At 70.3% G+C, this 24,651-nt stretch carries 21 protein-coding genes and 2 pseudogenes; 4 read left to right on the forward strand and 19 right to left on the reverse strand.

Features of this window, described 5'->3' with window-relative positions; genetic code table 11:
- Positions 1 to 328 precede the first annotated feature (328 nt).
- Positions 329 to 769, reverse strand: a complete 441-nt coding sequence (locus tag ABD841_RS02795; RefSeq protein WP_344967490.1) for an ATP-binding protein — start codon at positions 767 to 769, stop codon at positions 329 to 331.
- Between the two features lie 128 nt (positions 770 to 897).
- The gene (locus ABD841_RS02800) at positions 898 to 1,281 is read right to left on the reverse strand and encodes a hypothetical protein (protein ID WP_344967492.1); all 384 of its coding nucleotides are present in this window, start codon (positions 1,279 to 1,281) and stop codon (positions 898 to 900) included.
- A gap of 549 nt (positions 1,282 to 1,830) precedes the next feature.
- Here ABD841_RS02800 and ABD841_RS02805 point away from each other — a divergent pair.
- Both ABD841_RS02805 and ABD841_RS02810 read left to right on the forward strand, forming a co-directional pair.
- Positions 1,831 to 2,652 (forward strand): helix-turn-helix domain-containing protein, encoded by an 822-nt coding sequence (locus ABD841_RS02805; RefSeq protein ID WP_344967494.1) that lies wholly within the window; start codon positions 1,831 to 1,833, stop codon positions 2,650 to 2,652.
- The gene (locus tag ABD841_RS02810; RefSeq protein ID WP_344967496.1) at positions 2,643 to 2,855 is read left to right on the forward strand and encodes a DUF397 domain-containing protein; all 213 of its coding nucleotides are present in this window, start codon (positions 2,643 to 2,645) and stop codon (positions 2,853 to 2,855) included. The genes ABD841_RS02805 and ABD841_RS02810 overlap by 10 nt, the downstream gene beginning before the upstream one ends.
- A gap of 106 nt (positions 2,856 to 2,961) precedes the next feature.
- Here ABD841_RS02810 and ABD841_RS02815 read toward each other — a convergent pair whose 3' ends face one another.
- The 11 genes and pseudogenes from ABD841_RS02815 to ABD841_RS02860 all read right to left on the reverse strand — a co-directional run bounded on the left by ABD841_RS02815 (position 2,962) and on the right by ABD841_RS02860 (position 12,630).
- Positions 2,962 to 3,345: a hypothetical protein gene (locus tag ABD841_RS02815; protein ID WP_344967498.1), complete on the reverse strand. Its 384-nt coding sequence runs from the start codon at positions 3,343 to 3,345 to the stop codon at positions 2,962 to 2,964.
- The gene (locus ABD841_RS02820) at positions 3,330 to 4,184 is read right to left on the reverse strand and encodes an alpha/beta hydrolase family protein (RefSeq protein WP_344967500.1); all 855 of its coding nucleotides are present in this window, start codon (positions 4,182 to 4,184) and stop codon (positions 3,330 to 3,332) included. The genes ABD841_RS02815 and ABD841_RS02820 overlap by 16 nt, the downstream gene beginning before the upstream one ends.
- Positions 4,181 to 5,602 carry an amidase gene (locus tag ABD841_RS02825; protein ID WP_344967502.1) on the reverse strand — a complete coding sequence of 474 codons (1,422 nt, stop codon included), beginning with the start codon at positions 5,600 to 5,602 and terminating at the stop codon, positions 4,181 to 4,183. The genes ABD841_RS02820 and ABD841_RS02825 overlap by 4 nt, the downstream gene beginning before the upstream one ends.
- Complete coding sequence (locus tag ABD841_RS02830; protein WP_344967504.1) at positions 5,599 to 6,651, reverse strand: C45 family autoproteolytic acyltransferase/hydrolase; 1,053 nt, start codon at positions 6,649 to 6,651, stop codon at positions 5,599 to 5,601. Before ABD841_RS02830 ends, ABD841_RS02825 begins: the two co-directional genes overlap by 4 nt.
- Entirely contained in the window at positions 6,648 to 7,436 is a 789-nt protein-coding gene (locus ABD841_RS02835; RefSeq protein WP_344967506.1) for an ABC transporter ATP-binding protein, read from the reverse strand. Before ABD841_RS02835 ends, ABD841_RS02830 begins: the two co-directional genes overlap by 4 nt.
- Positions 7,433 to 7,825, reverse strand: a complete 393-nt coding sequence (locus tag ABD841_RS41075) for an oligopeptide/dipeptide ABC transporter ATP-binding protein (RefSeq protein WP_486389199.1) — start codon at positions 7,823 to 7,825, stop codon at positions 7,433 to 7,435. The genes ABD841_RS02835 and ABD841_RS41075 overlap by 4 nt, the downstream gene beginning before the upstream one ends.
- A gap of 3 nt (positions 7,826 to 7,828) precedes the next feature.
- Positions 7,829 to 8,518: pseudogene (locus ABD841_RS41080) on the reverse strand (ATP-binding cassette domain-containing protein); the annotation flags it as partial.
- Positions 8,425 to 9,270, reverse strand: coding sequence for an ABC transporter permease (locus tag ABD841_RS02845; protein WP_344967511.1), 846 nt, complete (start codon positions 9,268 to 9,270; stop codon positions 8,425 to 8,427). The gene ABD841_RS02845 and the pseudogene ABD841_RS41080, both read right to left, overlap by 94 nt.
- On the reverse strand, positions 9,267 to 10,208 hold the full coding sequence (locus ABD841_RS02850; protein ID WP_344967513.1) for an ABC transporter permease: 942 nt from the start codon (positions 10,206 to 10,208) through the stop codon (positions 9,267 to 9,269). The genes ABD841_RS02845 and ABD841_RS02850 overlap by 4 nt, the downstream gene beginning before the upstream one ends.
- A gap of 6 nt (positions 10,209 to 10,214) precedes the next feature.
- A complete protein-coding gene (locus ABD841_RS02855; protein WP_344967515.1) occupies positions 10,215 to 11,750 on the reverse strand; it encodes an ABC transporter substrate-binding protein in 1,536 nt (511 codons plus the stop codon).
- A 10-nt stretch (positions 11,751 to 11,760) separates the two neighbouring features.
- Positions 11,761 to 12,630 carry a serine hydrolase gene (locus tag ABD841_RS02860; protein ID WP_344967517.1) on the reverse strand — a complete coding sequence of 290 codons (870 nt, stop codon included), beginning with the start codon at positions 12,628 to 12,630 and terminating at the stop codon, positions 11,761 to 11,763.
- Positions 12,631 to 12,711: 81 nt separating this feature from the next.
- On the opposite strand from ABD841_RS02860, the gene ABD841_RS02865 reads away from it, so the two are divergent.
- Complete coding sequence (locus ABD841_RS02865) at positions 12,712 to 13,779, forward strand: LacI family DNA-binding transcriptional regulator (protein WP_344967519.1); 1,068 nt, start codon at positions 12,712 to 12,714, stop codon at positions 13,777 to 13,779.
- Here ABD841_RS02865 and ABD841_RS02870 read toward each other — a convergent pair.
- From ABD841_RS02870 to ABD841_RS02895, 6 genes and pseudogenes are all read right to left on the reverse strand, one after another.
- A complete protein-coding gene (locus ABD841_RS02870) occupies positions 13,751 to 14,140 on the reverse strand; it encodes a DUF3592 domain-containing protein (RefSeq protein WP_344967521.1) in 390 nt (129 codons plus the stop codon). The genes ABD841_RS02865 and ABD841_RS02870 overlap by 29 nt on opposite strands.
- 350 nt (positions 14,141 to 14,490) lie before the next feature.
- Positions 14,491 to 14,763, reverse strand: a complete 273-nt coding sequence (locus ABD841_RS02875; RefSeq protein ID WP_344967523.1) for a hypothetical protein — start codon at positions 14,761 to 14,763, stop codon at positions 14,491 to 14,493.
- Positions 14,764 to 15,015: 252 nt separating this feature from the next.
- Positions 15,016 to 16,068, reverse strand: a pseudogene (locus ABD841_RS02880) (ATP-binding protein); the annotation flags it as partial.
- Positions 16,069 to 16,395: 327 nt separating this feature from the next.
- A complete protein-coding gene (locus tag ABD841_RS02885; RefSeq protein WP_344967527.1) occupies positions 16,396 to 17,709 on the reverse strand; it encodes a maltokinase N-terminal cap-like domain-containing protein in 1,314 nt (437 codons plus the stop codon).
- Positions 17,710 to 17,713: 4 nt separating this feature from the next.
- Positions 17,714 to 19,417 carry a maltose alpha-D-glucosyltransferase gene (gene treS / locus ABD841_RS02890; RefSeq protein WP_344967529.1) on the reverse strand — a complete coding sequence of 568 codons (1,704 nt, stop codon included), beginning with the start codon at positions 19,415 to 19,417 and terminating at the stop codon, positions 17,714 to 17,716.
- A 45-nt stretch (positions 19,418 to 19,462) separates the two neighbouring features.
- On the reverse strand, positions 19,463 to 21,583 hold the full coding sequence (locus tag ABD841_RS02895) for an alpha-1,4-glucan--maltose-1-phosphate maltosyltransferase (RefSeq protein WP_344967531.1): 2,121 nt from the start codon (positions 21,581 to 21,583) through the stop codon (positions 19,463 to 19,465).
- Between the two features lie 349 nt (positions 21,584 to 21,932).
- Between ABD841_RS02895 and glgP the strand changes: the two genes are divergently transcribed.
- Positions 21,933 to 24,512, forward strand: a complete 2,580-nt coding sequence (glgP, locus tag ABD841_RS02900; protein ID WP_344967534.1) for an alpha-glucan family phosphorylase — start codon at positions 21,933 to 21,935, stop codon at positions 24,510 to 24,512.
- Positions 24,513 to 24,651 lie beyond the last annotated feature (139 nt).

The raw sequence follows: 24,651 nt of genomic DNA on the forward strand, positions 1-24,651 counted from the left end.
GGCGACGCCGGGGCGGCCGAGGCCGCGGCGGGGGCGGCGAGCACGGCGGCGGCGGCGAGGGTGACGAGGAAAGAAGATCGTTTCATCATGTCGGACAGGGTATGGGCCCATACTTGTTGATCACTGGAAGACGCTGGTGGGCTGTTGTCGGCGCGGGTCGCCCCATCTGCGTTCGCCGCGCTCCCGAGCTTCCACGCGGACGCCTTCCCGGCCGCCGGTCTCCCGCGATCCGGCGCGTTTCCCGGGGCGAGCCGGGTGGGATCACGTCCCGCCCGGACGAGATGACTTCGCCGTGCCGGAGGACGACACGGCGCCCGAGTCGCCTCGCCTACCGTTCCGGCCGGGGCGGTGGGCAGCCCTGATCGGGCAGTCGCCAGCGGGCCCAGACGGTTTTGCCGGGGCCGTGGGGGAGCGGGGTGACGCCGCAGGCGTGGGCGAGGGCCTCGACGATGGCCAGGCCGCGCCCGTGGACGGCCTCGACGTCGAGGCGGAGGCGACGGGGCCGTTCGGGGCCGTGGTCGGTGACCTCGACGCGAAGCCCGTCCGGGTCCGCCCGCAGGAAGAGGCAGATCGGGGGACCGCCATGGGTGATCGCGTTGGCCAGCAGCTCCCCGGCCACCAGGACCACGTCGTCGGCGAGGTGCCGGAGCGCCCACCCGGTGAGGGCCTCGCGCACCAGGTCGCGGGTCTTGCCGACGATCGACAGGTCGTGCGGCAGGTTCCAGCAGGCGGTACGCGGGCCGTCCGGCCGATCCGGGTTTTCGGACATGAGGGCTGCTCCTCGGGGTCGGGAGGATGGTGGGGCGTGGTCGGCCTCGCGCCCGGTCACGCGGTGGGTTCGCCGCCGGGTGCCGCATCTGGTCACGCGGTGGGTTCGTTTCCGGGTCTCGCGCCCGGTCATGCCGCCGTCCCTTCGCGGTACGGCTCGCGTCTCCGGTGCGGTTCGCGCCCGCCGGACGGGATCCGCGCGCCCGGTGGTCCACCGCGCCGGTACGGTACGGCGGTCGCCGGGTCGGGGTGCTCCTGCCGCCGGTGCCGTCCGGGAGAGACGGCAGGGGAGACCGGCGGCAGGAGCGGGCGCACCGGCGTGGGGACCGGTGGCCGGTCGCACAGCCCGAGACGCCGCCGGGCGGCCGTCCGGGCGTGCACCTGCGCGGGGGTGGGCTGCTCCCAGTCGTGGTGGGCCCGGTGCGGCAGGCTCGCGGCCTCGTGCGCGTACGGCGGGTGGCCGCACCAGCGGCAGCCGAGCGGCATCGGCGGCCGGTTCGCGTGCCAACGCACCCTCGTCGGCCTGGGGTTTCCACTACGGTGGTGCATCGGGTCGGACCTCCAGTGTCCGGTCAAGGGGCTTGTCACGGCGTGCGGTGCCGTGACGAGCCCCGCTTTCGTTTCGGGGGCGGGGACGGCTCCGGGCCTCTTCAGGGCGGTGGCCCTGGCGTGGGGCGGTTCCGGGACGGGGGCGGGTTGGCGCGTCGAGCCGCGCACGGCGGTTTCCACGGCCTCGTGCGAGGCTTGCCATGAGGTGACAGATCTGTGTCCGGCGGAGCCGGGGAATGCCCGCCGGAGCTGCGCTTTCCGGGCCTTTCAGTGGTTGTTTTGGGGTCTCTTATCCGGACATTTTCGGTGATTCCTGTGGGGGCGCTGAAGGGCCGTCGCCTGTATGCATGAGGAGGGCCTCGTGACGGCTTCTTGTTTTCCTGAAGCCCTTCACAGGGTGCCTTCAATCGGCTACGTTGTGCATCCAAATTCGGGGCACATTAGTGCGACATCTTGTGGCAAAGCTGTGTCATTTACATGCCGCAGTAGCATCCCTCAGCGGACGGGGTTGAAATGTCCATGAACTCCGGGGTGGACCCCACCGTGAAGAGCCTGGCGCTTTTCGGCGCGGAGCTTCGCAAATACCGTAAAAGGGCCAACCTCACCCAGTACCAGCTGGCTGAGACGACCCAGTTCAGCAGGAGCCTGCTGGGCTTCATCGAGAGGGGCGAGCGCACCCCCAGTCGTAACCTGGCGCAACGCTGCGACGACGCGCTGGGGGCGGGTGGGGAGCTCGTCCGGCTGTGGGCACACCTCACCCATGACGCGAGCCCTTGGTGGTTCCGGGGTTGGCTGGACATCGAACGGGAAGCACACACCCTGCACACCTGGGAACCGCTCGTCGTGCCGGGTCTTCTCCAGACTGAGGAGTACGCGCGGGTGGTTATCCGTGGCGAGCCCGGCATAACCGACGAGCAGGTGGAAAAGGCTGTTGTCGCCCGTATGGAGCGGCAGGAAATCTTCGCCCGCGCCAATCCGCCTCTGTTTCGCGCGGTGATAGACGAGGGTGTTCTGCACCGCCCGATCGGCGGAAAGGAAGTCATGCGTCGGCAACTCGAACGTCTCGTGGAGACGGTAGAGTCCCCGCGGATCGGCATCCAGGTCGTCCCCATGGCATCGGGAGTGACAACGGGCATTCTCGGCGGGTTTGCGATCGCGCAACTTCCCGGAAGCCCCGATATGGTGTATATCGAATCCGCGACCAAGGGAAGTGTGTCGAATCATCCGGAAGATGTGGAAGCCATCCATGGCAGATACGACACCCTGCGAGCCGAGGCGCAGCCTCAGCACGCGTCCATCGCGTTGATCAGAGAGGCGGAGAAGTTGTGGACCTGAGCGACGAGCTGAAGAGCGCGGCCTGGCGCAAGGCCACCAGGAGCGGATCCAACCAGGGAAACTGCCTGGAGGTCGCCCCGTTGTCCGGTGGCCGGGTCGGTCTGCGGGACACCGAGGCTCCGGAGAAGACGCCGTTCGTGGTGAGTGCGAGCGTGTGGGCCGCGTTCATCGACGGGGCGAAGAAGGGCGAGTTCGACTTCTGACTCCGATTCCGGCAACGCGGCAGCCCCTGGCCGGGTGACCAGGGGCTGCTGTCTGTCGGCTCCGGCCGGATCGTGGCTCCGGCACGAAATGGAGCGTGGCCGGTCGTCAGCGCAGCAGGACGGCCACGGCAAGTACCACGTAGCCCGTGGAGAGGCCGAGGAAGGTCACGTTGTCCGTCCAGCGCATGCCGCGGCTGTCGGCGAGGTCGGGGCGGATGGCGGCGGGGAAGAAGGACAGCGGGGCGAGCCAGGAGAAGAGGGCGATGAGGACGAGGGCCGCCAGGGGCGGGTCGGGGACCGCGGAGCCGATCGCGATGAGGATCGTGCCCATCATGAGCAGCTCGATGTGACCCTGCCGGATGCGCCGGGGGTCGCGCAGCCCGCGGCGCAGGCGTTCCGCCCTCGGGGTGCGGGTGATGTAGACCATGAACCAGCCCGTCAGCACCCCCAAGGTGAGCTCAAGCACTCCCATCTTCACCAGGAACGGCATGGTCCGCCCCCCATCGTCCGGCTGAGGAAATCCTGTACGGCGGGCAGGATGTCGAACCCGCTGTGCGCCGCCCCGGGCACGACGTCCAGCCGCGCCGTGATGCCCGCGTCGGTGAAGCTGCGGTGCAGGCTGCTCAGCCGGTCCACCCGGGTTGCCCCGGCGCTGTCGGCTCCCTCCACCCACAGCGCGTCCTGCTCGGTCACGGTGATCTCCCAAGTGTCGGTGTCCTCGGCGCCGATGATCATCTGAACGGCGACGTCGCGCATGGCCTCCAGGTCGAGGCGGGCGCCGAGGCGTTCGGTGAAGTCCCTGGTCCCGGCCCACCACGGCCAGTGCGGATCGAGCAGGGTGACCAGGCCCGGCGCCCCGATCGACACCGCGCGCAGCCGCCGGGGGTGCAGGTAGAAGAAGCGATGGACGAACTGGCCGCCGCCGGAGAACCCGTGCATCAGCATGCGGGATCCGTCGAGACGGTACTTCGCGGCGACCTCGTCCACCATGGACAGCAGGACGCGGTCGAATCTGATGCCGCCGTAGTCGATGAACTTGTAGTCGTGCAGTTCGTCGCGCCGGGCGATACCGGCGGGGAAGAGCGGCGCCAGCACGATGCAGTCGTGCGCCTCGCAGAAGTCGGCGAAGAGGTTGCGGTATTCGGCCGCGGTGCGGTCGGTGCCGTGCACCACGACGACGAGTTCGTAGCGTTGGTGGCCGCTCTCGTCGTAGTCCTCGGGCACGTACAGGCAGTAGGAGAAACGCTGGTCCGCCTCGCAGGCGAAGAACGGGGTGCGCCCGAGATCGTAGTAGCTGAGCTCGATCCCGTGCCGCCGGGTCGCGGTCACAGCGCCGGCTTCCACGCCTCGTCGGCGTACCAGGGGAGGGCCGCCGTCACCGCCGCGCCGACCTCGAACACGGTGTGGTCGTCGTACGGCCGGCCGACCACCTGCACCCCGGTGGGTACGCCCTGCTCCGACCTGCCGGACGGCACGCTGAGCACCGGGCAGCGGCTGGCGATGTTGAACGGGACCGTGAGCGGCGCCTCAAGGTTGTGGTCGAGGGTGACGCCGTCGACCACGAGCGGGGTTTCGAGGTAGTCCTCCCCGGCCAGGAGCGCGGGCGTGCCCGAGGTGGGGCAGACGAGCGCGTCGAACCGTTCGAAGACTGCGGCCAGGGCGTCGTGCACCCGCGCCTCGATCTTCAGCGCTCCGTAGAAGCCGAGCTCGTCGGCGGCCCGCAGGCTCCGCTCCATGAAGTCGCGGGCGTAGCGGGTGATGCCGTCGCCGTGGGTCGCGACCTCCTCGGCGATGATCGGCCCGAAGATCGCGCCGTAGTGCGCCCACGCGGCGCGCATGATCTCGGCGCGCTTCCAGGGCAGCTCGACCTCCTCGACGACGGCGCCCGCTTCGGTGAGCGCCCTGACGGCGTCCCAGGTGGCGGCGACCACGTCAGGTTCGACGGGGTAGTCGCCCAGGTTCATGCAGACGGCCACCCGCCGCCCGGCGAGCGATCCCGAGTAGGGCGGGATCGGCGGCGGCGCGGGCAGCGACACGGGATCACGCGGGTCCTGCCCGGCGATCACGTTCTGGAGCAGCGCGCAGTCGGCGACGGTCCTGGCCATGGGGCCGTCGTGGCAGTAGTGGTCGAGGTTGTACGGCGGCAGCCCGGCCACACGCGCGTAGGGCGGTTTGAAACCGACGACGCCATTGAAAGAGGCGGGAATGCGGATGGAGCCCCCGATGTCGGAGCCGGTCGCGAGCACCGCCGTACCCGCGGCGAGGGCGGCTCCCGAGCCGCCGGACGAGCCTCCGGCGGAGTGGTCGAGGCTCCACGGGTTGCGGGTGATCCCCCACAGGTCGCTGTGGGTGAAGCCGGCCGCGCAGAACTCCGGCGTGGTGGTGCGGGCGTGCACGATCCCGCCCGCGGCGACGATGCGGTCCACGACCGGATGGGTGACGTCGGAGACGTTGTCCCGCAACAGGAGCGAGCCGTCGCGCAGCGGGTGCCCGGCGATGGGCTGTTCCTCCTTCAACGCGACGGGCAGCCCTTCCAGTGGCCTGGCCGTCCCCCGCAGGTAGCGGTCCTCCGCTTCCCGGGCCTGCGCCATGGCCTGGTCGAACCACCGCTCGGCGAAGGCGTTGACGCTCTTCTCCGTCTGCCCGGCGCGCTCCACGACGGCGCTCAGCAGCTCGACGGGGGACAGCTCGCGGGCGGTGAACTTCGCCAACGCGTCGATCGCGGACAGGTATGCCAACTCGCTCACTGGGCCTCCTTCAGGTCGTACACGGCATATGTTCCTTGATCAGGCGGTCCGGCGCAGACGTGCAGCCGCCGGGCGCGGATCTCGGCGATCGTGGAGATCACGGTTGCGATGTCCACGTCGGGCGCGTCGGCGGCGTGGTGGCACAGGGCGTCGGGCGCGCCGTCCCGGTCGGCGAGGATCCCGGCCAGTTCCGCGGGACCGGCGTCCACCCCGGCCTCGGCCAGCAGGGCGCCGAGCCTCGACAGCCGTGCCCGCGAGTTGCGCAGCCAGGACGGTGGCGCGTTCTCCTGGTCGGCGCGTTCGGTGAGGAAGTGGTTGGTGTGGGTGAGCACCCCGCCGGACGGTTCCAGGCGGCCCACGCCCGACGGGGTCGTCTCGATGTCCAGCGCGCCCTCGTCGTCGGCAATGAGCAGGTTGCGCGGCCCCGACCGGGGTACGGCGGTGACGGCGTCCGCGGCCCGGTGCCGGTCCGTCTCGCCGAGCGCGAGACGCGTGAGGAGGTAGCGCGGTACGCCGGTGCCCCACTGGCCGGTGCGGAGGAAGTTGCCGAACACGGTGACGCCGGCCTCGTTCATTCCGTGGTGGCCGAGCTGCCCGGCGGGAGTGACGGTGATCAGCGCGGGCCGCGCGGCGGGCTTCCGCCGGAGGACGACGAACAGGGGTCCGGTCTCCGGGGGCAGGTCGGCGTTCTGCGCGGCGATCGGCCCCGCCGGGCGGGCGGGATCGACGAGGGCGAGCGAACTGCACTCGGGGGCCGCGGTGTTCCAGCCGGTCAGCTCGGCGCGCAGCTGCAGGATCCAGCCGTCGGCCGCGGTCAGGCCCGCGCCTTCGCCCACGCCGTCCACTTCGGCGGCCAGCTCGGGCGCGACGGCGGCGGTGACCGCGCGGACGGCCAGTGCCTTCTCGCGGGCGGCGGCGGGATCCAGGCCGCGGACGATCATGTCGTGGTGCCGCAGGACGAGGGGGCGCACGGCCTCGCCGTACGCCTGGCCCGCGGACCTCCCGTCACCGGGGATGTCGACCTCGATCAGCCGGACGGGGGTGCTCACCCGCCCACCTCCTTCCTGACGGGGCTGCGCCGGGCGCGCAGCGAGGGCACGGCCGAGACCAGTTCGCGGGTGTAGTCGTGGCCGGGGTCGGTGTAGATCTGCTCGGCGGGCCCCAGCTCGACCAGCTCTCCGCCGCGCATCACCGCGATCCGGTCGGCGATCAGCCGGACCACGGCGAGATCGTGGGAGATGAAGACGCAGCCGAAGCCGGTCGTCTCACGCAGTTCGGCCAGCAGGTCGAGGATCTGCGCCTGGGTGGAGACGTCGAGGGCGGACACCGGCTCGTCGCAGATCAGCACGCGCGGGCGGCAGGCGATCGCGCGGGCGATGGCCAGGCGCTGGCGCTGGCCGCCGGAGAACTCCCGCGGCAGCCGTTCGGCGTGCTCAGGGCGTAGCCCCACCTGCCCGAGCAGGTCGGCGACGCGCTCGCGGCGGGCCGCCGCGCCGAGGTCGGTGTGCAGGACCAATGGCTCGGCGATGCTCGCTCCGACACGCATCATGGGGTTGAGTGAGCCGAGCGGGTCCTGGAAGACCATCTGCAGGTCGCGGCGCCTGGCCCGCAGCGCGCGGCCGCGCAGCCCGGCCAGGTTCACGCCGTCGAGCATGACCTGGCCGCGGTCCGGCCTGAGCAGGCCGACCAGCATCCGCGCCGTGGTGGACTTTCCCGACCCGCTCTCGCCGACGATCGCCAGCGTCTCGCCCGCGTCCACCGCGAAGGACACATCCCGTACGGCGGGCCGCCCGCCGAAGGCCTTGACCAGGCCCCGGGCCTCCAGAACGCTCACCGCTCCACCCCCGCCAGCGTGAGCTCCCGGCTGCGGGCGCATCGCACGCGCCGGGAGCCGGTGGTCCTGACCTCGACGGGCGTGCTGTCGCACGGATCCGGGCGCGCGTGCGAGCAGCGCGGGCTGAATGGGCAGCCGAGCGGGAACGCGCCCGGCGCCGGGACCACGCCCGGGATGGCCGCGGGCTTGCGGCCGTGCATGGCGTTCTCCGGCGCGGCGGCCAGGAGCGCGGCGGTGTAGGGGTGGTACGGCGCGTCGAACACCTCGCCCACCTCGCCTTCCTCGATGAGACGGCCCGCGTACATCACCGCGAGCCGGTGGCAGGTGCCCGCCACCACACCGAGATCGTGGGTGACGAGCAACATCGCCATGCCGAGTTCGTCCTGCATGCGCACCAGCAGTTCGAGGATCCGCGCCTGGACGGTCACGTCCAGGGCCGTGGTCGGCTCGTCGGCGATGAGGACGGCGGGTTCGCAGGCCAGCGCCATGGCGATCATCGCGCGTTGCCGCATGCCGCCGCTGAAGGTGTGCGGGTACTCCCCGGTGCGGCGGTGCGGCTCCCTGATGCCCACCGCGCCCAGCAGTTCGATCGCCCGCCGTGCCGCCGGCTTCCGCGCCAGGCCGAGGTGGCGCCTGAGGACCTCGGCGACCTGCTCGCCCACCGGGATGGCCGGGTTGAGGCTGGCCATCGGGTCCTGGAACACCATCGCGATCCGGCGTCCGCGGATGTCGGCCAGCGTCCTGCGGTCGGCGCCGACGAGGTCGACCCCGCCGAGCCGTACCGAGCCCGCGGTGACGGCGACGCCGCGCGGCAGCAGGCCGAGCAGGGCGAGCGCGGTCATCGACTTGCCCGACCCGGACTCGCCCACGAGGCCGACCGCCTCACCCGCGTCCAGCCGGAAGGACACGTCGTGCACCAGGGGGATCGTCCTGCCGCCCGAGCGCGCGGCGATGGACAGGCCTTCGACCTCCAGTATCCGGTCCGTCGTCATGCGGGCTCCCGATCCCTGCGGGCCAGCGCGTCGCGCAGGCCGTCGCCGACTGTGTTGAACGCCAGCACCGCCACGAGAATGATCAGGCCGGGCAGGACGACCAGAAGGGGCGCCTGTTCGAGGTAGCGCACGGCCCTCTTGAGCATCGAGCCCCAGCTCGCCAGCGGCGGCTGCACGCCCAGGCCCAGGAAGCTCAGGCTCGCCTCGGCGAGGATGGCGTACCCGAACGTGAGGAAGATCTTGACGATGAGCGGTGTGCCCACGTTGGGCAGGATGTGCCGCAGGAGGATCCGCGGTGTCGAGCACCCCGTGGTGATCGCGGCCTGGACGTAGGTCTGGCCGCGCACGGCGATGGTGGAGCCTCTGGTCACCCGGTAGAAGCCCGGTGCGTAGACCACGCCGACGGCCAGCATCGCGTTGGTGAGGTTGGGCCCGAGCGCCGTGGCGATGGCGATGGCCAGCACCAGTCCGGGGATCGACAGCACCGCGTCGGCCACCCGCGAGACGACGAGATCGAACCCGCGGCCCAGGTACCCGGCCAGCAGGCCGAGCGGCACCCCGCAGACCGCGGCCACGACGACGGCCAGCAGCGAGGCGCCGAGCGAGACCCGCGTGCCGTACAGCAGCCTGCTGAGCACGTCGCGGCCGGACTCGTCGGTGCCGAGCCAGTGCGCCGCGCTCGGCCCCTCCAGCCGGTGCATCAGGTCCTGGTCCACCGGATCGTGCGGCGCGATGAGCGGCGCGGTCAGCGCGACCAGCACGAACACGGCCAGCGCGCCGAGCGCGACCACGACGTCCCCGCGCCGGAGCAGGCGCAGCCACAGCGTGTCCTGCCGCGTCATGCCGCCTCCCCCGGGGTGAGCCACCGGTAGGCGAGGTCGACCGCGAGGTTGGCCGCGACCACGACGACCGTGCCGGCGATCACGATCCCCTGCAGCACGGGCAGGTCCTGCCGGGTCACGGTGGCCTCGGCGAGCGTCCCGAGTCCGGGCAGGCCGAACACGGTCTCCACCACCACCGCGCCGCCGAGCAGCTGCCCGGTCTCCAGCCCGATCACGGTCACGTACGGCACGGCGGCGTTGCGTATCGCGTGCTTGCGCAGGATCGTGACCGGGAGCAGTCCTTTGGCCCGCGCCGTGCGGATGTAGTCGGTGTCCAGCACGTCGGCCAGCGCCGCCCGGAGCTGGCGGGTCGGCTCGACCGCGGCGGCGAGGCCCAGGGTCAGCGCGGGCAGCGCCAGATGCGCGGCGAAGTCTCCGACACCGTCGCCGAGCGGCCGGTAGCCCGTGGCGGGGAAGACCGGATAGGTGATCGCCAGCGCGAGGATCAGCAGGAGCCCGAGCCAGAACGACGGCGTCGCCACGGCCAGCGCCGTGCCGGAGGAGATGACCCGGTCGAGCCGCCCTCCCGGCCGGAGCGCGGCCAGTGTGCCCAGCGGCACGGAGATCAGCACGGCGACGACCATGGCGGCGACGGTGAGCGAGAGTGTCACCGGCAGCCGCTCGGCGAGGATCTCGGTGACCGGCTGCGAGTTGTAGAGCGACGTGCCGAGGTCGCCGGTGACCGCCGCCGCGGCCCACTCCAGGTAGCGCACCGCCACCGGCTGGTCGAGGCCCAGCCGGGCGCGGACGGCGGCGATCTCCTCACGGGTGGCGTGCTCCCCGGCGATGTGGATCGCGGGATCGCCGGGGATCAGCAGTGAGAGGCCGAAGGTGATGACCGAGACCACGAACAGCACCACCGCCGCGCCCGCGAGCCGCTTGACCAGGAAGGCGAGCATGGCGGCTCAGCTCATGCCGACGACGCGGATGTCGTCGTATCCGGTGAGCAGCTGGTCGAAGTCACGCACCTTGTCGTTGGTGGCGAAGTACAGCTTGCGGTTGCAGATGGGCACGTTGTAGGCGTGCTCCGCGGCGAGCTTGGCGATCTCCCGGTAGCCGCTCTGCTGGGCCGCCCGGTCGGAGGCGGACGCGGTCTCCTCGGCGAGTTCCTCGATCCGCTCGACGGTGAGGTCCCCCGGGTTGTTGAGCCCGCCCTTCAGGTAGTCCTGCTGGGTGATGAGCCCGGGGTTGGGAGCGGCGGCGCCGATCTGGCTGACCAGGGCGTCGGCCTCGCCGCGGTTCTGGTAGAGGTCGATGGACTGGTCGGCGCTCATGGGGCGCAGCTTCATGTCGATCCCGACCTGCTTGAACTGGTCCTGGATGGCCTCGCCGAGCTGGACGAAGGCGGTGTTGTTCCACGCCAGCGCGGTGAAGGAGAAGCCGTTCGGCAGGCCGGCCTCGGCCAGCAGCTGCTTGGCCTTGGCCGGGTCGTAGGGGTAGGCGCCGTCGAGTGAGGGTTCGTGCGCCCAGTGCCCGGCCGGGGCGGGCTGCACCGTGGGCCGGCAGGAGTTCAGCAGGAGTTTCTCGGCGATCGTGCGGCGGTCGACGGCGTAGTTCAGCGCCTGCCGCACCCGCTGGTCGCCGAACTCGGAGCGGGCGGTGTTGATGTTGACCTGGTAGACCAGCCCGGTCAGGAACTCGTTCACCTTCAGGCCGGCGTCACGCGCGGTGTCCACCTGTTCGGGACGGATGAGCGTGGCGTCGTACTGGCCGGACCGCACCCCGTTGAGCCGGGTGTCGTCCTCGTTGACGAACGACATCTCCAGGCCCTTCATGCGCTGGGCCGCTTTGTCGTAGTAGCCGGTGAACGGCTCGTAGACCACGCGGTCATCGCGCCGGTACGCGGTGACCCGGTAGGGGCCGGAACCCACCGGAGCGCGGTCCAGGTCCGGCTTGTCGAAGGCCTTGGGGCTGATCAGCGCGCCGCCCCGATGGGCGAGGGCGTTGAGCAGGACCTCCTCCGCGCCGGTGAAGCCGACGACCAGCCTGCCGTCCTCGACCTCGACGTCTGTGATCATCTTCAGCAGCGGCTTGGCCGTGGAACCCTGGGCCGTCATGGCACGTTCCAGGTTGGCCCGCACCGCTTCGGCGTCCAGCGCGGTGCCGTCGTGGAACCGCACGCCGGAACGGAGCGCGAAGATCATCTTCTTGCCCTCCCGGCTCCAGGACTCGGCGACCATGGCGGCGATCTGCCCGTCGGGCCTGACCGTCACCAGCCGGTCGTAGATCGGGAAGACGTAGAGCTCGTCCCACGCGGTGGAGGCCTTGTGCGGATCGAGGGTCGACGGGAAGGCGGTGTAGGCGAAGCGCAGGACCCCGCCGGCGTCGCCCGAGGCGGACCGGGCAGGTTCCCCGCCGCCGCGCGCACATCCCGCGCCCAGGGCGCAGGCGGTGAGCACGGCCAGGGAGGCCGCTGCGACGCGGCCGGTCAGACGTGACATCTGAGCCTCCTTACGGATGCAACTCCTCCCAGCACGCACGGCTGAGATTGGCAATGTGGCCCCGTGCCCCCGCGATCCCCGGCAGCCCGTCAGGCAGGACCGCCGGAACCTCATCTGTGTAGACCGCCAGCACATAGCGGGGCTCCCCGCCCGCGAAGAAGACGCCGGCGTCGCTGACGTCCCGCCAGCCCGCGCCGCTCTTGTGCGCGACCTGCGTCCCGTACGGCAGCAGCGCCGGCAGCGCGTCCCTGAACTGCTGGCGTCGCAGCACGTCGAGCGCGAACGCGCACAGCTCGGGCGGGCACCCCAGCCGCCCGTTCGCCTCCGCCTCCCCGGCCGCGCCGCGCACGATGAGCTCGAACAGGCGCGCCTGGTCGTCCGGTGTCGTCACGTTGGTCGCCTCCACCGGATGGTCGGGTGCGAGCTCCGGGATCAGCGCGTGCCGGTGGCGGGTGCCGGTGAGCCCCGCCGCCTCGCACAGCTCGTTCACCGCGTCGAGCCCGACGCGGTCCACGACGTGGGCGGTGGACAGGTTGTCACTCAGGATGATCATCAGGGTCACCGTGTCACGCAGCGACAACGACAGCCCGGCGTCCAGGTGCTGCAGGAGCCCGGTGAACACGCGGTCGCGGTAGCGCCCGTCGATGGTGACCCGAGCCCCGAGATCCAGTTCGCCCCGGTGGACCGCGCGCAGGACCGCCATCATGACCGCGACCTTGCGGGTGCTCGCCGCGGGAAACAGCCGGGACCCATGCCGTGAGGCGGCCCCCGGGCCGGCTCCCAGGTCGATGAGCGACCAGCCCGTGACGAAGTCCTGTGCCTCGCACAGATCGTCGAGGCGCCGAGCCGCCCGGTCCAGCCGAGCCCTCCTCGAATGCATGACCGGGACTCTAAGCCAAATCGATTTGGCGCCACAAGAGTCTCTGGCAAATCGATTTGGCATCGGGGATAAGGTGGCTCCATGAAGACCTCAAGGTCCCGCCCGAGGATCCGTGATGTCGCCGAGGCGGCCGGCGTCTCCGAGACGACGGTCTCCCACGTGCTCAACAACAAGGGCAGGGTCGACGCGGCGACGCGGGCCAGGGTGGCCGAGGTGGCCGAGCGACTGGGCTACCGGCCCAACAGCAACGCCCGGGGGTTGCGATCAGGGCGCGCCGACACGATCGCGTTGCTGCTGCCGGTCGGCGCCGACCTGGCCCTCAGCCATCATGTCCTCGCCGTGGACTTCTACCTCTCGCTCACCATGAGCTGCGTGGAGGCGGCATTCGAGCACGACCAGGCCCTGCTTCAACTCCCGCCGCTACGCAAGCTCGACGACCTGCGCAGGTTCAGCATCGACGGCGGGATCGTGGTGGATCCCGTCCCGGAGGATCCGCGTGTCGCCATGTTCCAGAGGCTCGGCCTGCCGGTCGTGACCGTCGGCAGGGACATCACCCACCCTGACGACCCGTGGTGGGTGGCGGCCGACAGCGCGGCCAGCACATCGGCGGTGCTCGACCACTTCGTCGCCGCCGGAGCCCGTCGCGTCGCGATGCTCTCCGTCGACATCGAGTGGTCGTGGTTCGCCGACGCCGAGCTCGCCTACGTGGAGTGGACCGAGAGCCATGGCCACGAGCCGATGCTCGTCCTGGCACGGCCCGACAAGCTCGACAGCAGCGCCGCCGAGGCCGCGAACCGGCTGCTCGACCTTCGGCCTGACGCGGTCTACGCGCCGCCGCAGTGGCTGGCGACCGGGCTGCTTCGCGTCGCGAGGGAGCGCGGAGTCCGCGTCCCCGACGATCTTCTCGTCTCGGTGGGCGTCGACAGCCATCTCGCCCGCACCAGCGAACCTCCGCTCACCGCCGTCGACCTCGACCCCGCCCGCACGGCGAGTGAAGCGGTCGACCTCCTCGTTCGCCGCATCGAGGGCCGCGAGTCCGAAGGCCCCCGTCTCATACCCGTCGCGCTCCACCCCCGGGCGTCCACCATGAGAGCGGATGTTCACGTCACAGCCGGCCCGGCTACTCGAAGAAGGCCTGCCAGGCCATGATCGCTGTCCACCCGATGAAGACGGCGAGGGAGAACAGGAGCCCGAAGTTGGACTCCGCCTCCGCCTCACCCTCGATCCACGCCACCTTGGGGCTCTCCGGCAGGTAGCGCACGTTCACCGCCGAGCCGGGGTCCTTGCGCCGGCGCATCTTGTACACCGAGTCGGTCTCGACCTTCTCACCGGTCGAGGTCGTGAACTCCAACACGGCATAGGTGCTTTTGGGCCAGATTTTCAGGGAGATCACCGACCCGTGTGCCCTCCGCGACGCCTCGATGTTCCGCTGCGCTCTCAGCCAGGCTTTGACTCCCCAGTACAAGATCAGAGCCGGCACGATCTCGAGGACCAGAAATGGCAACCACACGCGGCCGATGATAGGGGCGGCTCCTTGTGGTCGGCTTGGAGGTCGATGATCCCGTACCGAGAAGCCCCACCGGCGGCCCTCAGGAGAGGCGGCGAGCGACCGGGCCGTCACGGTTTTCAGGGCACGTCGCCGGGGTGCGGCTTCCCTGATTGATCAGGAGGTCACGGGAACGGCCGTCCAGCATGCCGCGCAACCCGGTGATCTACCAATGGTGCTCTGCCAGGCCCACCTGTCGCACATGGTCGGGCGCCTCACGCGTGGTCCCCGCACCGGTCGCCCGGCGGGCCCGCCTCGGGACGGCGGGCGGGGGAGTCACCGGTCCGCCCGGGGCGGCGGCCTTCCGGGAGGGCCTACCGGTCCAGCTGGAAGGCGGCCATCGGGATGGGGAGCCAGGCCGGGCGGTTGCGGGACTCGTAGACGACCTCGTAGGCGGCCTTGTCGAGTTCCAGGGCGCGGAGCAGGACGGCGTCCTCGGCGCGCAGGTGGCCGCCGCCGGCGGAGTAGCCGGCCAGGAAGGAGGCGCGGTTGAGCTCGGCCCACTCCACGGCGCGGGGGCGCAGCTCCTCGGCGTCGGGGTGGTCGGCCAGCAGGTGCCGGGCGGCGTAGTCGAACGAGCGGAGCATGCCGGTTCAACCCGCACGAAGCTTGGCGATGGGTTTCCCGCACCTCCTCCTTGGCTGCTGAGCTCACTTGTCGGGGGCGGCCGTGGTCCACAGCGCGGAGATGGGGAGGCACGCCATACCTTCGCCGAAACTCAGCGACTCCGTGCCGCAGTAGAGGACGAATCCGGCGCGAAATCGTGGGCCGAGTCGTCGTTGCATGAGTTTCAGACCGCGGAAGTCATCCACCCGTACCGTTTCTGCAGCCTTGACTTCAATGCCGATGATCTGGCCGGAGTTGTTTTCGAGCACCCCGTCCACCTCATACTGGTCGCGGTCGCGGTAGTGGTACAGGCGCGCGGGGGTGTCGGACCAGGTGAGTTGGCGAGACAGTTCGCTGAGCACGAAGTTCTCCATCAGACCGCCGAGTGACGCGTCGGAGGTGGTTCCCGAGGTCAGGTAGTCGGCGAGGCCGGAGTCGGTGAAGATGACTTTGGGGGTGGCGACCGCCCTGGTCGTCAGGTTCGATGACCAGGCAGGTATCAGCCGTACCAGATAGATGGTCTCCAGGATGTCGACATAGCCGCGAACCGTCGGTGCCGTGATACTCAGCTCGGAGGCGAGACGGCTGACGTTGAGCAGCCCGCTCGCCTGGGCGGCCAACAGCGCGATGAGCCTGCGCATATCACCGGCCTTCTCGATGTCCGCCACCTGCTTGACGTCACGGCTGAGCAGGTCCGCGATGTAACTCTCGTAGAACCGCTGCCGTCGGCGGGGAGACTCCCGGCGCACCGCTTCCGGATAACCTCCCCGGGCCATCCTGGTGAGATAGTCCTTGCGTCGCAGTGTCGACGGCTCGCCACGGACATCGGCGCCAAGCGCGAAGGCGGCGTCGACGAAGCCGTCGGGAGCGCCATCCATCTCGCCCTGGGACAACGGCCAGAGCTCGACGGTTTCCGAGCGGCCCGGCAGCGTGTCCGGCAGGCTGCGTAACGCGAGCAGTCGGGCGGATCCGGTCAGCAGGAAGCGGCCGGGGCGTGGATCCCGGTCGACCAGATGCTTGATCGCCAGCCAGAGGTCGGGAACCCGCTGGACTTCATCGATGAGCATCAAGCCGTCGTGGCGGACGAACCGGACCGGGTCCTCGATGGCAGCCGCCCGAGTGACCGGATCATCGAGGAAACGCGCCACCCCGTTCGGCCCTTGACGAAGAACGAGCTCGGCCAGAGTGCTCTTGCCCACCTGGCGTGCTCCGTTGATCACAACGACTCGTGTGTCGGCCAGTGCCTCTGTGACCAGGGCGGTCGCCCGTCTGGGAACGTAGTCCATCGCACTTCGCACCTGGTCGATCCTAGCTGTCACTTTAGATCTGCCGAAGCTTTTCCTTTCAACCTGCCGAACAGATGTCTTTATTTCTGCCGAAGGCCGAGGTTTCGATCGGCCGGAGCCGCGGTTCCGCCGGAGGCGTCGCGCGGCGGTCCTCCGTCCCGGCGGTCGCCTGCTCGACGGCGGCGCCGGCGCCGGTGACGGGACGGCACGGCTGCGGGTCCGGCCGCCTCACGCGTGGTCCCCGCACCGGTCGCCCGGCGGGCCCGCCTCGGGACGGCGAGCGGGGGAGTCACCGGTCCGCCCGGGGCGGCGGCCTTCCGGGAGGGCCTACCGGTCCAGCTGGAAGGCGGCCATCGGGATGGGGAGCCAGGCCGGGCGGTTGCGGGACTCGTAGACGACCTCGTAGGCGGCCTTGTCGAGTTCCAGGGCGCGGAGCAGGACGGCGTCCTCGGCGCGCAGGTGACCGCCGCCGGCGGAGTAGCCGGCCAGGAAGGAGGCGCGGTTGAGCTCGGCCCACTCCACGGCGCGGGGGCGCAGCTCCTCGGCGTCGGGGTGGTCGGCCAGCAGGTGCCGGGCGGCGTAGTCGAACGAGCGGAGCATGCCGGCCACGTCCCGGAGCGGGGAGGACAGGGCGCGGCGTTCGGCGAGGGGCTGGCCGGGCTCGCCCTCGAAGTCGAGGATCACCCAGTCGGTGGGGGTGCGCATCACCTGGCCGAGGTGGTAGTCGCCGTGCACGCGCTGCACGGGCATCTCCCTGGCCACGTCGGCGACCCGCTGGTAGGCCTCCTCGGCGACGTGGGCGTACTCGCCGAGCTGGGGAACCTCGGCGACCGCGACGGCCAGGCGGCGGCGGAAGTCCTCGACCATCCGCTTGACCTCCGGTGACTCGATCACCTCGGTCGGGAACGCCACGGCCAGCTCGTGGTGGACCTCGGCGGTGGCCTTGCCCAGGCGGAAGGACTCGCCGCTGAAGTCGCCGCCCGCCTCGGAGGCGGAGGGTTCGAGGGCGGCGTACAGGTCACGGACGCTGGCCAGGGCGAGGGCCCAGCCGTCACTGGCGTTCGACAGGAACTCCTGCGTCATCGCCAGGGTGGTCGGCTCGCCGTCGAGGTCGGTCTCGATCCAGCCGTACGGCTGCGCGATGTGCGTGGTGCCCTGGCGGGCCAGGGCCGTGACGATCTCCAGCTCGGGGTTGACCCCCGGGATGAGGCGGCGGAACAGCTTGCAGATGTACGTGCCGCCGTACACGAGCGAGGTGTTGGACTGCTCGGCGCCGAGCACCAGGCTCCGCAGCGAGGTGTCGATCTCCACTCCCTCCAGGTGGCGGAAGCGGAGCGGGCCCAGGTCGCGGTCGGCGGCCATCGCCTCCAGCAGGGTGCCGGTGAGGCAGGCGTCGTAGGCGGCGTCGTAGTAGCCGTCGCCGATGTGGGCGGGTTTGAAACGGGCGGACTCGTCGCCGTCGCTGCCCAGCAGGAGCTGGTAGCGGTCGTGCGCCCCGGCCTGGCGCACCGAGATGATCAGGTGGCGCAGGCCGGGGGCGAGTTCGAGGTCGGAGTCGACCGTGAGATCGTCGATCGGGCGCCCCTTACCGGCGAACCATCGTTGGTGCGTGATCCAGCCGGTAAGGAACTCCGTCAACACGGCTTTACGCCTCCTGGGATGCGGGCGGCAGGGTGAACCAGTAGAACCCATGCCCAGGAAGCGTCAAAAGATACGGAAGCTCGCCAACCGGTGGGAACGGAACACCGCCCATCGTCTCCACCGGAACCGACCCCTCGAAGCGGCGAAGGTCCAGCTCGACCGGCTGGGGGAACCGGGAGAGGTTGTTGACGCACAGCATCCGGTCGTCGCCGAGCTCGCGCACGAAGGCGAGGACGCTCGGGTTGGAGGAGTTGAGCTCGGTGTACTCCCCGAGGCCGAAGACCGGGTGACGCTTCCGGATCTCGATCATGCGCTTGGTCCAGTGCAGCAGCGACCCGGCGCTCTTCTGCTGGGCCTCGACGTTGAGCGCCTGGTAGCCGTAGATCGGGTCCATGATGACCGGCAGATACAGACGCCCCGGGTCGCAGTCGGAGAAACCCGCGTTGCGGTCCGGGCTCCACTGCATGGGCGTGCGCACGCCGTCGCGGTCGCCCAGCCAGATGTTGTCCCCCATGCCGATCTCATCGCCGTAGTACAGCACGGGAGAACCCGGAAGGGAGAGCAGCAACGCCGTGAACAGCTCAATCTGGTTGCGGTCGTTCTCCAGCAGCGGGGCCAGCCGCCGCCGGATGCCGACGTTGGCGCGCATCCGGGGGTCCTTGGCGTACTCCGAGTACATGTAGTCGCGCTCGTCGTCGGTCACCATCTCGAGCGTGAGCTCGTCGTGGTTGCGCAGGAAGATGCCCCACTGGCAGTGCTCCGGGATCTTGGGGGTCTGGGCCATGATCTCGGAGATCGGGTAGCGGGACTCGCGGCGCACGGCCATGAAGATGCGCGGCATCAGCGGGAAGTGGAACGCCATGTGGCACTCGTCGCCCCCGGAGGCGGGGTCGCCGAAGTACTCGACCACGTCGGCAGGCCACTGGTTGGCCTCGGCCAGCAGCACGCGGTCGGGGTAGAGCCGGTCGACCTCGGCCCTGATCCGCTTCAGGTACTCGTGGGTCTTGGGCAGGTTCTCGCAGTTGGTGCCCTCCTGCTCGAACAGGTAGGGGATGGCGTCCATGCGGAACCCGTCGATGCCCAGGTCCAGCCAGAAGCGCAGCACCTCCAGCATCGCGTCCTGCACGTCCGGGTTCTCGTAGTTGAGGTCCGGCTGGTGGGAGAAGAAGCGGTGCCAGTAGTACTGCCCCCGGACGGGGTCGTAGGTCCAGTTGGACGACTCGGTGTCGATGAAGATGATCCGGGCGTCCTTGTAGAGCTCGTCGTTGTCGTTCCAGACGTAGAAGTCGCCGAACGGGCCCTCGGGGTCGTGCCGGGAGGCCTGGAACCACGGGTGCTGGTCGCTGGTGTGGTTCATCACCAGGTCAGCGATGACCCTCATGCCACGCTTGTGCGCTTCATCCACCAGTTTCACGAAATCTCCGAGATCTCCGAACTCGGGGAGGATTTTCATGAAATCGGCAATATCGTACCCACCGTCGCGGAGCGGTGATTCGTACAGGGGAAGGAGCCAGAGGCAGTCCACGCCGAGCCACTGGAGGTAGTCCAGCTTCTGGATGAGGCCGCGGATGTCACCGGTGCCGTCGCCGTTGGAATCGGCGAAGCCCCGGATGAGGACCTCGTAGAAGACGGCGTGCTTGAACCAGTACGGATCGCGAGGCTTCTCCTCGTCGAAGGTGTTCGGGATGGGCTCAGGTAGCTGACTCACCAGTGGACTCCCCGCTGTTCTGCCGGTATGGCGTACCCGGCCGGCTCACCGCTGGTTCGCCGCCGCGGCACGCAGAGTGAAGACGTGTGCTGGGTGGATGTGGGGATCGAGGCGCACGTAGTTGGTCTGCCGCCAGCGATACGACTCGCCCGACAGCTCGTCGTCCACGACGAACTCGGCATGCCAGTCGAGACCGAGGGCCGGCATGTCCAGCGACACCGTCGCCTCATGGGTGTTGTGCGGATCCAGATTCACGACAGCCAGGACCACGTCGCCCAGGCCGTGCCGTCGTGTGGCCGTGTCGTAGGCGCCGGGCAGCCGCTTGGAGAAGCAGACCATGTCCGGATGGTCGACGCTGTGGAACCGTAGATTACGCAGTTCCTGGAGTGCCGGGTGCGCTCTTCGGAACAAATTGAGTTGCGTGATGAAGGGGGCAAGACTGCGGCCTTCGCGCTCGGCGGCTACCCAATCACGCGGTTTGTATTGATATTTCTCACTATCTAGGTATTCCTCACTCCCCGGTCGAACCGGTACATTCTCCGCAAGTTCATATCCGGAGTAGACGCCCCAGGTCGGCATCGCAAGGGCGGCGAGAACCGCTCTGATGCGAAATGCCGGGACTCCCCCGTGCTGAAGGTATTCATGGAGAATGTCCGGAGTGTTAACGAACACGTTCGGCCGCATGAAGTGCGACGTACGGTGGGAGAGCTCGGTCAGATACTCCTCGACCTCGGAACGGGAGTTACGCCAGGTGAAGTAGGTGTACGACTGGTGGAAGCCGATCTTGCCCAGCGTCTGCATCATCGCCGGGCGGGTGAACGCCTCGGCGAGGAACAGCACGTCCGGGTCGGTGGCGTGGATGTCGGCCAGCAGCTTCTCCCAGAAGGCCACCGGCTTGGTGTGCGGGTTGTCCACCCGGAAGATCCGCACGCCGTGGTCCATCCAGAGCCGCACCACCCGCTTGACCTCTTCGTAGATCCCCTGCGGGTCCTTGTCGAAGTTGAGCGGGTAGATGTCCTGGTACTTCTTCGGCGGGTTCTCGGCGTACGCGATCGAGCCGTCGGCGCGGATGTTGAACCACTCCGGGTGCTCCTTGACCCACGGGTGGTCGGGCGCGCACTGCAGGGCCAGGTCGAGGGCGATCTCCATGCCCAGCTCGCGGGCCTTGGCCACGAAGGCGTCGAAGTCCTCGAAGGTGCCCAGGTCGGGGTGGATGGCGTCGTGGCCGCCCTGCTCCGAGCCGATCGCCCAGGGCGAGCCGGGGTCGTGCGGGTCCGGCGTCAGGGTGTTGTTGCGCCCCTTGCGGAAACTGTGCCCGATCGGGTGGATCGGCGGCAGGTAGACGACGTCGAAGCCCATCTTCGCGATGGCCGGCAGTCGCTTCGCAGCAGTCTGGAAATTTCCGGATTTGGGGACACTGTCCCGTTCGATGATCGCGCCCTCGGAGCGCGGGAAGAACTCGTACCAGGAACCGAACACCGCCCTGCGCCGGTCGACCACGATCGAGCGCCGGCCCGACCTCGTCACCAGGTCCCGCAGCGGGTGCGCCCGCAGCAGCTCCGCCGTCTCCGGGAGCTGGGCCACCGTGAACCGGGCGCGCGGGTCGATCCCCGTCTCGCGCAGCCTGGCCGCCACCGCCTGGAGCGCGGCGCGGTGCCCGCACACGTGCTCCTGCGTCGGATTGCCCCGCCTGGCGACCCGGCCCGCGGGCGCCGTGCCGCTCACCGGGCTGCCGACCGCCACCGGACCGGTCACGGGCTTGCAGTCGGCGGGCCGCACCGCCCTGGCCGCCCGGTCGAACAGCCGGGCACCCTCCTCGCACATCAGGTCGGCGTCCATGCCGCGGGGGATCTTGATGCCCGCGTCGTGCAGCCAGGTGGCCAGGGGATCGCCCCACGCCTCGACGCGGAAGGTCCACTCGCCCTCGGTGGGCAGCGTCACCTCCACGCCCCAGCGGTCGGTGCCGGGAGCGAGCTCGCTCATGGGCAGCAGCGGCCCGCGCACGCCGTCCGGGCCGGTGAGGACCACGCCGGCGGCGACCGCGTCGTGTCCTTCGCGGAACACGGTCGCGGAGATTTCGAAGGTCTCACCCGCGGCGGCCTTGGCGGGGTAGCGCCCGCACTCGACCGTGGGGTGAATGTCCAGGATTGGGATTCGTCCGATCATCGCGTCTCAAGGTAGCGACGGCACGCCGGTACCGCCGGAAGTCGTCGGCAAAAAAAGATCTTCGTTTTTTCAAGCATCCCCATGACCGGCCCCGGGGCAGGGCGATGCCCCGCCCCGCTCGGGTGTCCGGTCCCCGGGGCGGCGCGTTCAGGCTTGTAGGTCCGTTGCCCCAATAGTCCATCTTCATGCGTACCGGTGGAAGAGTGCGGAACCTCTTACTCTTCGGCGAGTTGCCCTCACAGTCGATCACCTGCCTTTGATGTGTTTGGGGCTGGTGGATAGCGGTGAGGTGGAGACCCGTGAGTGTTTGGGTCGCCCTTGCGGCGCTGAGTAACTAGGGTCTGGCCTCGTGAGAGCAATCCGTAGGTTCACCGTCCGCACCGTCCTGCCCCCGGAGCTGGCCGCCCTCGGCGAGCTCGTCCTCAACCTCCGCTGGTCGTGGCATCCCGAGACCTTGGATCTGTTCGCCGAGGTCGATCCGGCCGTCTGGGAGCGCGTCGGCCATGACCCCGTCGCCCTGCTCGGGGCCGTGGAGGCCGACCGCCTGCGCGAGCTCGCCGCCGATCGCCGCTTCCTCCGGCGCCTCGCCGACGCGGCCGACGACCTCCGCGAATACATGACCGCCCCCCGGTGGTACCAAACCATCCCGGACGCCCCGCGGGCCATCGCCTACTTCTCACCCGAGTACGGCATCGCCGCCGCCCTGCCGCAGTACTCCGGCGGACTGGGCATCCTCGCCGGCGACCACCTGAAGGCGGCCAGCGACCTCGGGGTGCCGATCCTGGCCGTCGGCCTGCTCTACCGGCACGGCTACTTCACCCAGTCCCTGTCGCCCGAGGGCTGGCAGCTGGAGCACTACCCCTCCCTCGACCCCGGCGGCCTGCCGCTGACCCTCCTGCGGGAGGAGGACGGCACACCGATCCGGATCAGGCTCAGCCTGCCGGAGCGGCGCACGCTCCACGCCCAGGTGTGGGTGCTCCACGTGGGCCGGGTCCCGCTGCTGCTGCTCGACTCCGACGTGGCCGAGAACGACAACGCCGCCCGCGACGTCACCGACCGCCTGTACGGCGGCGGCACCGACCACCGCCTGCTGCAGGAGCTGCTGCTCGGCGTCGGCGGCGTGCGCGCCATCCGGGCGTACTGCCGGGTCGCCGGCCACCCCGAGCCCGAGGTGTTCCACACCAACGAGGGCCACGCGGGCTTCCTCGGCCTGGAGCGCATCCGTGAGCTCACCGAGGCCAGGCTCTCCTTCGACGAGGCGCTGGAGGCGGTCCGGGCCGGCACCGTCTTCACCACCCACACCCCGGTGCCCGCCGGGATCGACCGCTTCCCCGCGGAGATGATCGCCCGCCAGTTCGGCGGTGACAACGCCTGGCCCACGGTCCCCGTCGACCGCATCCTGGCCCTCGGCGCCGAGGACGAGCCCGGCAAGTTCAACATGGCCGCGATGGGCATGCGGCTGGCCCAGCGGGTCAACGGCGTCTCCGAGCTGCACGGCGCCGTCAGCCGCGGGATGTTCCAGGGGCTGTGGCCGGGCTTCGACGTCCAGGAGATCCCGATCGGCTCGATCACCAACGGCGTGCACGCCCCCACGTGGGTCGGCCGCGAGATCATGGAGCTGGCCGGGCGCGAGCTGCCCACCCTGGTCGAGCGGGCCCAGGGGTGGGAGGGCGTCCACAAGATCTCCGACGCCGACATCTGGGGGATCCGCGGGCGGCTGCGCACCAGGCTGGTCGAGGCGGCGCGGGCGCGGCTCCGCCGGTCGTGGATCGACCGCGGCGCCTCCCCGCCCGAGCTGAACTGGATCGACGACGCCCTCGACCCCGAGGTGCTGACCATCGGGTTCGCCCGCCGGGTGCCCTCCTACAAGCGGCTCACCCTGATGCTGTCCGACCCCGACCGGCTCCGCGCGCTCCTGCTCGACCCCGCCAAGCCGGTGCAGATCGTGATCGCGGGCAAGGCCCACCCGGCCGACGAGGGCGGCAAGAAGCTCATCCAGCAGATCGTGAAGTTCGCCGACTCCGAGGACGTCCGGCACCGCATCGTCTTCCTGCCCGACTACGACATGGCCCTGGGCCAGCTGCTGGTGCAGGGCTGCGACGTGTGGATGAACAACCCGCTCCGCCCGCTGGAGGCGTGCGGCACCTCCGGCATGAAGGCGGCGCTCAACGGCGGGCTCAACCTGTCCATCCGCGACGGCTGGTGGGACGAGTGGTACGACGGCACCAACGGCTGGGCCATCCCCACCGCCGACGGCGTGACCGACCCCGAGCGCCGCGACGAGCTGGAGGCCGCCGCGCTCTACGACCTGATCGAGCACGAGGTGGCCGACCGGTTCTACGACCGCACCGACGGCCTGCCCCGGCGCTGGCTGGAGATGGTCCGCCACACCCTGACCTCGCTCGGGCCCAAGGTGCTCGCCGGGCGGATGCTCCGCGACTACGTGGTCGACCTCTACGCCCCGGCCGCCAGGTCCGCCCGCGCCCTGCTGGACGACGGGTACGAGCCCGCCAAGGGGTTCGCCGCCTGGAAGCTCCGGGTCGGCCGGGCGTGGCCGGGCGTCCGGGTCGAGCACGTGGAGGCCTCCGGAGTGGGCGACACCCCCGAGCTCGGCGCGTCCCTGGACCTGAAGGCGACCATCGCCCTCGGCGAGCTGGAGCCCGGCGACGTCCGGGTCCAGGCGGCCTACGGCCGGGTGGGGCTCCACGACGAGCTGATCGCCCCCGTCCACGCCGATCTGGCCGTCGAGTCCGTCGGAGACGACGGCCGGGCGGTCTTCACCGGGACCGTCCCGCTCGACCGGACCGGCTCCTTCGGCTACACCGTCCGCGTCGTGCCCCACCACCCCCTGGTGGCGTCCCCGGCCGAGCTGGGCCTGGTCGCGGTGCCCGAGGAGCCCGCGGGCATGACCAACGGCACCCTGCGCTGAGATCGCGCGCCGGCCCGGGACGCTCCCCGGGCCGCGCGGCGGGACCACCGCGGGCCAGCCGGCAGGGCCGGAGGACCGGGCTTTCCGGCCGAGGCCGAGGTACCGGACGGCCGGCCGGTCGTCCGGGCGGCCGGTCACC

Source organism: Streptosporangium fragile (genome assembly GCF_039534445.1).
Classification (GTDB): domain Bacteria; phylum Actinomycetota; class Actinomycetes; order Streptosporangiales; family Streptosporangiaceae; genus Streptosporangium; species Streptosporangium fragile.

What these genes read in the sequence shown, in the direction of transcription:
- ABD841_RS02895 (WP_344967531.1), bottom strand. Translation starts at nt 21,583, where the DNA reads ATGATCGGACGAATCCCAATCCTGGACATTCACCCCACGGTCGAGTGC.
- ABD841_RS02855 (WP_344967515.1), bottom strand. Translation starts at nt 11,750, where the DNA reads ATGTCACGTCTGACCGGCCGCGTCGCAGCGGCCTCCCTGGCCGTGCTC.
- ABD841_RS02815 (WP_344967498.1), bottom strand. Translation starts at nt 3,345, where the DNA reads ATGCCGTTCCTGGTGAAGATGGGAGTGCTTGAGCTCACCTTGGGGGTG.
- ABD841_RS02865 (WP_344967519.1), top strand. Translation starts at nt 12,712, where the DNA reads ATGAAGACCTCAAGGTCCCGCCCGAGGATCCGTGATGTCGCCGAGGCG.
- ABD841_RS02850 (WP_344967513.1), bottom strand. Translation starts at nt 10,208, where the DNA reads ATGCTCGCCTTCCTGGTCAAGCGGCTCGCGGGCGCGGCGGTGGTGCTG.
- ABD841_RS02795 (WP_344967490.1), bottom strand. Translation starts at nt 769, where the DNA reads ATGTCCGAAAACCCGGATCGGCCGGACGGCCCGCGTACCGCCTGCTGG.
- ABD841_RS02875 (WP_344967523.1), bottom strand. Translation starts at nt 14,763, where the DNA reads ATGCTCCGCTCGTTCGACTACGCCGCCCGGCACCTGCTGGCCGACCAC.
- ABD841_RS02860 (WP_344967517.1), bottom strand. Translation starts at nt 12,630, where the DNA reads ATGCATTCGAGGAGGGCTCGGCTGGACCGGGCGGCTCGGCGCCTCGAC.
- ABD841_RS02845 (WP_344967511.1), bottom strand. Translation starts at nt 9,270, where the DNA reads ATGACGCGGCAGGACACGCTGTGGCTGCGCCTGCTCCGGCGCGGGGAC.
- ABD841_RS41075 (WP_486389199.1), bottom strand. Translation starts at nt 7,825, where the DNA reads ATGCAGGACGAACTCGGCATGGCGATGTTGCTCGTCACCCACGATCTC.
- ABD841_RS02805 (WP_344967494.1), top strand. Translation starts at nt 1,831, where the DNA reads ATGTCCATGAACTCCGGGGTGGACCCCACCGTGAAGAGCCTGGCGCTT.